This window comes from Ruoffia sp. FAM 26255 (assembly GCF_045528525.1).
GTDB classification, from domain to species: domain Bacteria; phylum Bacillota; class Bacilli; order Lactobacillales; family Aerococcaceae; genus Ruoffia; species Ruoffia tabacinasalis.
Genome location: NZ_JBGQQX010000004.1, coordinates 71,690 through 79,421, shown reverse-complemented (window position 1 = coordinate 79,421; position 7,732 = coordinate 71,690). Strand labels below are relative to the sequence as shown.

Genomic DNA, 7,732 nt, shown 5'->3' with positions numbered 1-7,732 from the left:
TCACCAGTTCATCCGTGGTAAGATGGGTGTAGGTCATTTGTGGTCACTCCTTTGTATTCTTTGGTCGGAATTACAAGTTGAGTGTACCACAAATGGCTGTTTTAGTTGTCTAGCTTAATTTTACAATCGGCGTAAAGAAAAAATTGAATTATTAAAAGGAGAGAAAATAATGGGTTCCTCGGGGTCCTTGTGGACACAAGGCATAGTAATTATAGTCTTGACGGCAATTAACGCGTTTTTCGCAGCAAGTGAAATTGCCTTCGTATCAGTCAACCAGTCTAAAATGAAAGCATTAGCAGAAGAAGGTAATAAGAAAGCTCAAAGGGTTTTGGAATTATTAGAGAATTCTGATGATTTCTTAGCAACTATTCAAGTTGCGATCACTTTAGCGGGATTCTTATCCAGTGCCTCTGCAGCGACTTCATTTGCTGACAGATTCTCAGCTTTGCTACCGACATTTCCTGGAGCAGTAACAGTTGCGATTGTTGTCGTTACGTTAATTTTGTCTTATATTACTTTAGTGTTCGGTGAATTGTTTCCAAAACAAGTGGTATTACAAATGCCAGAAAAAATCGCCATGGGTACAAGTGGTATTATTGGAACGATTCAGAAAATTTTCCGTCCCTTTATTGCACTATTATCAGCTTCAACTGGATTATTACAGCGACTAACACCTCTTGATTTCTCAGAGAATGATGAAACATTCACTCGTGATGAGATGAAAGTGTTAATGGCTGAAAGTCGAAAAGAAGGTTCTATTGATTTAGCTGAATTTTCAATGCTTCAAGGTGTCCTATCTTTAGATGATAAGATGGCTAGAGAAATCATGGTGCCACGTACGGATACAATCATGGTTGATATTGAAGATGACTACGATGAGAATATTGAAGCGTTGCTAGATACACCTTACTCACGAATTCCTATCTATGAAGGTGAAAAAGATAATGTTGTGGGTGTTGTTCATATGAAGAATTTATTGAAACACGCACGAACAGTTGGTTTTGATAATATTGATATTCTTGATATATCAAGTGAGCCACTATTTGTACCATCCACAGTCTTTGTTGATGACTTATTAGTTGAATTCCGACGTGAAGAAACTCACTTGGCTATACTGCGAGATGAGTATGGTGGGGTTGAAGGGATTGTTACATTAGAAGACGTGTTAGAAGAGATTGTTGGGGATATCGAAGATGAGACAGATATCTCAACAGCAGGTGACATACGTAAAATCGATGATAACAATTATTATGTGAATGGTATTTTACCAATTGATAAATTTAATCAGTATTTTGATGTTGAATTAGAAAATGATGAAGTAGATACAATTGCTGGTCTGATTATTTATCATCTAGGCTATGTGCCAGACGATGACGAGCGAATTGTTCTAAGAGCAAGTGATTATGTGATTACGACAAGTCATATTGATAACGGTCGAATTCGTGGAATTCACGTGGAATATGATGACGATCAGAAAATTTCGAGTGATTATAACTTATACCATGACGTCACTGCAGATGCGAGTGATATAACAGTAGAAGAATTATTGGACTTAGACTCTGGAGAGAGTGACCAATAATCAAGTATGTCTAACGAACTTTCGGTACTCTTTGAGTCGGCCAGCTAGGACTGATCAAGCGCCAAAGTTCGTTTTTTTTTGGAGAATATTGAATAGAGGAGTAATAACATGTTAAACGAAATGATGCACCGCCCAATCGTGATGCAAAAAGTTGTTGACTTTATGCGTGAAGGCCAACTTGACTTTGAGGGAGGACTTGGTGAGATTGAAGCTTACGCGAATGAATTAGGCATTCCGATTGTACCGCATGAAACAGCGAAGTTTCTTGATTTCTTTACTGCAACCATGCAACCAAGTCAAGTTCTAGAAATCGGAACAGCCATCGGCTTCTCAGCAAGTTTAATGGCACAGCATTTACAAGCAGATGGGCATTTAACGACCATTGACCGCTATGAGAAAATGTATGAACGTGCCAAAGAAAACTTTAAAAAGCTGGGTCTAGAAGATCGCATTACTCTAATTGAAGGAGACGCAGCGGATGTCTTGCCGACCTTAGAAGGTTCATATGATTTAATCTTTATGGATAGTGCCAAAGCGAAATATATCGAATTTTATCCTGAGTGTATGCGTCTACTTCGTCAAGGAGGCGTATTAATTATTGACGATGTATTTCAAGGTGGTACAGTATTAGATGATGAAGCAGAAATTCCAAAACGCGTTAGAAAAATTCATCGTAAATTAAATGAATTGTTCGATACTGTATTAAATGATAAATCAAACCGTTCAACACTCGTTCCACTTGGCGATGGCCTTTTAATGGTCAGAAAGGAAGTAGCATAAATGACACGTGATATTCAACTCGTAGCAATTGATTTAGATGGGACTTTACTAAGAGATGACAAATCTTTGTCGCAAGAAAATGTAGACGCAATTAAAGAGGCGATTGAACAAGGTGTTCAAGTCGTTATTTGTACAGGACGTACGCTACCAAGTATTCAATATTTGTCTAAACAGCTGCCACAAGGGCATGGCGATGAATATTTAATCTTACAAAATGGGGCAGTTGTCCATCAGTTACCTGACTTAAATATTGTTCATGAAACAATCTTAACTGAAGCAGACCGTCAAGCAATTTATGATGTCTTTAAAGAGTACCGGAGTGAAGAAGTTCAAATGGTTGCCTTTGATCCAGACAAGCTGTATTTAGTTGATGATGAGACAGCGAATCCAACGGTTGTACAAGATGCTAAAACGTTAAGTACTGATATTACATTGACAAAATTTGAAGAAGTTCTATACTTAGAGACACTCTATAAAATCGTTGTCTTTGGTGGAGTTGAATTTATCGATGATTATTTAGAAAAAATTCCTAATGAATTATATGAACAAGTTCATATTGTCCGCTCTTTACCCGTTGCAATTGAATTTATTCCTAAATTAGCGAATAAAGCTAATGGTCTAAATGCTTTAATCCAACTGTTAGATATTAAAGCTGAAAACATTATGACCATAGGGGACGAACTAAATGATTACGAAATGGTTAAAATGGCTGGTTTAGGAGTCGCAATGGAAAATGGCCATCCAGAAGTAAAAAGAGTGGCCGATGAGCTGACTTTAACGAATAATGAGAATGGAGTCGCACACGCGATTAGAAAATTTGTCACACAACCGCCACACAATAGTTAAGTAATATTTATACTTTATTCACATTTACATGCTAAAATATATATTTGAATGAGGTCTTGTTATTTAAAAGAACGAATATTAAATTTTTTGAGGTGAACAAATGAAAAAACTAATTATCTCTGTTGTATCGGCACTAGTCATCATAATTGTGGCATATAGTGCAGGTATCGGATATTATGCTGAGAAATTCCAAGCAAATACAACTTTTGGAAGTGTTGATATTAGTAACTTAACACTCCCTGAAGCGGAAGAAAAAATTCAAGAGGATATCTACAGCAAAACTTTCCAAATTACTGAGAACGGCCAAGAAGTTGGTTCGATTCAATTAGGTGAATTGGAACCAGAATTACAAACGGGTGAAATTTTAACAAAAACCTACAATAGCCAAAACCCAAATGAGTGGATTACAGGTTACTTCCAATCTGAAAACCATGATGGTGGCTTAATGGAAACAATGAATTTAGACGAGCAAAAATTAAACAAACAATTAGCGGATCTAGGTTTAAGTAATGAAGACCGTACAGCGGCTCAAGATGCAACGATTGAATATACTGAAGCGCAAGGTTACTACGTTACTGAAGCGGAAGAAGGAAATCAATTAGATATTGATAAAGTTCAAGAATTAATTATGAACGGTGTTCAAAATGGTGAAGAATCAATCGAAATTAATTCAGCTTACTTAGAACCTGAAGTATCAAGTCATGACGAAAAAATCGATTCAGTCATGGAAAAAATTGAAACAGCTAAAAACACCGAAATTAACCTTGAAATTGCTGGAAACAATGTCACAATTCCTCAAGAAACAATTGAAGAGTGGGTTTACTTTGATTCAAATAACGATATTGTTTATGACCAAGAATTAATTTACGAATACCTTGGAACATTAAATGATGAATACGCAACTTATGACAAACCACGTCAATTCCAAAGTACTTCTGAAGGTGAAGTAACGGTTGAACCCGGAACATTAGGTTGGTCCATTGACCGTGAATCAGAAACGCAAAACATTTTAGCTGATTTACAAGCTGGCGAGAATGTATCACGTCAACCAACTATTGTGGGGACAGGTTACAATACTGGAGGCAATGATATTGGGGATAGCTACGTTGAAATCAGTGTTGATCACCAAACAATGTGGGTCTATGTTGATGGTCAAGTTGTAGTTGAAACACCAATTGTAACAGGGCAAATCGGAACAGATACTGTGCCAGGTGCTTACTCAATCTGGGATAAAGAAGAAGACGCAGAATTAGAAGGATATAACCCTCGTACAGAGCGTGATTATGTACAACCCGTAAATTACTGGTTACCATTTGATGATACTGGTCAAGGTATCCATGATGCTGGTTGGCAAAGTAACTTTGGTGGAAACACTTATCAAGTATCAGGATCACTTGGATGTATTAATACACCACCTGATGTGATGGCAGATGTTTTTGCTAACGCATATGAAGGTATGCCAGTCCTTATTCATTAATCTGAAGGGCTTTAAAATGACTTTTTGAATAAATTAGGTTAATATGCAAAGTAGGGGAATGAAATATTCGACTACTTTGCTTTTCTTGTTTAGTCATAAATAATTAAGAAAACCTTAATTTATTGTGACAATTTTGACTATATTTAATAAAACTGTATAATTAATACGATATATATTTAATTAATATTTGACCTACCTAAATATTAATCCTTTATGTAAGGAGGAAAACTATATGAAGAAGATACTTGTTGTCGACGATGAGAAGCCAATCTCGGATATAATTACATTCAATCTATCAAACGAAGGTTATGAAATTGTCACAAGTTTTGATGGCGAAGATGCAATCGAAAAATTTAAAGAAACAAAACCTGACCTCGTTATTTTAGATTTAATGTTACCTAAAAAAGATGGCTTGGAAGTGTGTCGAGAAATTAGAAAAGAAAGTGCTGTGCCGATTATTATGTTAACGGCAAAAGATTCTGAGATTGATAAAGTACTCGGTCTGGAATTAGGTGCTGACGACTATGTAACGAAACCATTCTCTAACCGCGAACTAATGGCTCGTGTAAAAGCGAACCTACGTCGTAACGCATTAAAAGAAGTTGATGAAGATGAAAATAATGCGAATGAAATCAAAGTAGGCGAATTAATTGTTCACCAAGATGCATACATTGCATCGAAATTAGGTAGAGAAATAGAACTGACTCACCGTGAGTTTGAATTACTTCACTACTTAGCGAAACATATTGGACAAGTCATGACCCGTGAACATTTACTAGAAACAGTATGGGGCTATGATTATTTTGGGGATGTCCGAACAGTGGACGTAACAATTAGACGATTACGTGAGAAAATCGAAGATCAACCAAGTCACCCGACGTATATTATTACCCGTCGTGGTGTTGGATACTTTTTAAAAAATCCTGAACAAGAATAATTAAATACAAGATAAAGTGCCTGCTATTTGCAGAAGGATTCCTTCGCGTAGCAGGCACTTCTTGTATACATAATAAGAACACAATGCTCTTGATTCAAAGTAAATTAAATGAGATTCTAGCTTGTAATTATAGTTAAAAATCAATAAACTGAATCTATATGTTTTTTAGAATTAAAATGTTTGAATTAAGGAGACACCAACATGTTATTATTGTGTTCAGAACTTAAAATTTTAGAAAGATTGGAGCAGATACAACGATGAAGCAAAGACCTTTTCGCTTTTTCCAATCGATATACTTTAAAATACCCTTACTATTTGTATTTATCTTAGTGATCACATTCCAATTTATTGGAGTTATCTTTATTGACCAGTTAGAGACACAAACGGTAGATAATTTTAAAGTACAAATTAATACACAAGCGGACTTTTTAGCGAATAATATCACACCGATATTATCCAATTCAGATCAAGAGTCACAAAGTGTGCTCAACCAATTGCGTCAAACTTTAGAAACTTTTAGCTCAACAGCGCCAGCGCGCCTTGAAGTGATTAATAATGCGCAAACGATCATTGCGACGAATCAGGGATTAGATCAAAGTTCGATTGGGAACCAAACTACGGATGCCGATGCGCGTAATGTCTTACTCTATCAAAATGAATTACGCAGTGAATACTCAGACCCAGAAACAGATGCACCGATTTACAAATTAATTAAGCCTATCTTTGGGACAACGCAAACGACGTTACTCGGAGTGTTAGTTATTGAAGCTAATATGGAGCAAATTTATAGTCAGAATAATAATATTATCGACCTGTTTCTCCAGTCTTCGATTTTAGCCGTAGGCGTTGCTTTACTGATTTCCTTTGTCTTAAGTCAAGGTTTAACTCGTCCGATAGAGAATATGCGACAACAAGCCTTGCGTATTTCGGAAGGAGTCTATAATTACCCGGCCGAAGTGTACGGTTATGACGAGTTGGGTGAGTTAACGATGACCATTAATGAGTTAGCCGTCAAAGTAAAAGATGCCCAAGAATCGACCGAGTCAGAAAGACAACGTTTAGACGGAATTCTTCGTCACATGACCGATGGTGTGATTGGGACAGACCAACGAGGACGCGTCCTATTAGTAAATGACCGTGCCTTGCAATTGTTAAATATTCGTCAAGAACAAGCGATTGGTCATTCGATTTTAAGATTATTAAATATCGAATCGCAAATTGCTTTAAAAGGATTACTACAAAAAGATACTGAAGTGATGATTAATCACAGTGATAAAGGTGTAGATTCGATTTTAAAAGGTGAATTCTCGATTATTCGTCGAGAAACCGGCTTTGTTACTGGAGTTGTGTGTGTGTTAACAGACGTCACAGAACAAGAGAAGACCGAACAAGAACAACGCGATTTCGTATCAAATGTGTCGCACGAATTGCGTACACCTTTAACAAGTATTAAAAGTTATAGTGAAGCCCTATCTGATGGTGCTTGGCGTGACGAGAAGATTGCGCCGCAATTTTTAGAAGTCATTCAATCAGAAAGTAATCGTATGATTCGGATGATCGCAAACTTACTGGATTTATCTAAGATGGATGGGGGCCAGATTACCCTTCAGACCGACTACGTTGATTTGAAACGGATTATTAACCATATCATAGACCGGTTAGTTTTCACTTTAGAATCGGATTCAAATGCAGGGAATTATAATTTTGTGCGTGAATTTACAACACGGGATATCTATGTCGATATTGACCAGGACCGAATGACTCAGGTGGTTGATAATATCTTAAATAATGCCGTAAAATATTCACCCGATGGGGGAACCATTACAGTTAAAATTGAAGATAACCACCGTAGTGTCATTGTACGTATCACCGATGAAGGGTTAGGAATTTCTAAGCAAGACGCTGAGAAATTATTTGATCGTTTCTACCGCGTTGATAAGGCGCGGTCTCGTGAACAAGGTGGTAGTGGACTCGGCCTTGCGATTTCTAAAGAGGTTATCGAATTACATGGGGGTTCAATTTGGGTAGATAGTGTTGAAGGTGAAGGCTCAACCTTTAACTTTGAATTACCTTATACCGAATTCACCGAGCTAGATGGGGAGTGGGGTTAATT

The 7,732-nt window shown here is 36.9% G+C and carries 6 protein-coding genes; all 6 read left to right on the top strand.

Going from position 1 to position 7,732, the window contains the following annotated elements:
* The first annotated feature begins 169 nt into the window (after positions 1 to 169).
* The 6 genes from ACEN31_RS01640 to walK all read left to right on the top strand — a co-directional run bounded on the left by ACEN31_RS01640 (position 170) and on the right by walK (position 7,730).
* On the top strand, positions 170 to 1,579 hold the full coding sequence (locus tag ACEN31_RS01640) for a hemolysin family protein (protein WP_407108410.1): 1,410 nt from the start codon (positions 170 to 172) through the stop codon (positions 1,577 to 1,579).
* Positions 1,580 to 1,687: 108 nt separating this feature from the next.
* Positions 1,688 to 2,359 carry an O-methyltransferase gene (locus tag ACEN31_RS01635; protein ID WP_407108409.1) on the top strand — a complete coding sequence of 224 codons (672 nt, stop codon included), beginning with the start codon at positions 1,688 to 1,690 and terminating at the stop codon, positions 2,357 to 2,359.
* A complete protein-coding gene (locus tag ACEN31_RS01630) occupies positions 2,360 to 3,205 on the top strand; it encodes a Cof-type HAD-IIB family hydrolase (protein WP_407108407.1) in 846 nt (281 codons plus the stop codon).
* 100 nt (positions 3,206 to 3,305) lie between these two features.
* Positions 3,306 to 4,682, top strand: coding sequence for a L,D-transpeptidase family protein (locus tag ACEN31_RS01625; RefSeq protein ID WP_407108405.1), 1,377 nt, complete (start codon positions 3,306 to 3,308; stop codon positions 4,680 to 4,682).
* A 232-nt stretch (positions 4,683 to 4,914) separates the two neighbouring features.
* A complete protein-coding gene (gene yycF, locus ACEN31_RS01620; protein WP_138404477.1) occupies positions 4,915 to 5,619 on the top strand; it encodes a response regulator YycF in 705 nt (234 codons plus the stop codon).
* A 257-nt stretch (positions 5,620 to 5,876) separates the two neighbouring features.
* Complete coding sequence (gene walK, locus ACEN31_RS01615; RefSeq protein ID WP_407108403.1) at positions 5,877 to 7,730, top strand: cell wall metabolism sensor histidine kinase WalK; 1,854 nt, start codon at positions 5,877 to 5,879, stop codon at positions 7,728 to 7,730.
* Positions 7,731 to 7,732: the final 2 nt, after the last annotated feature.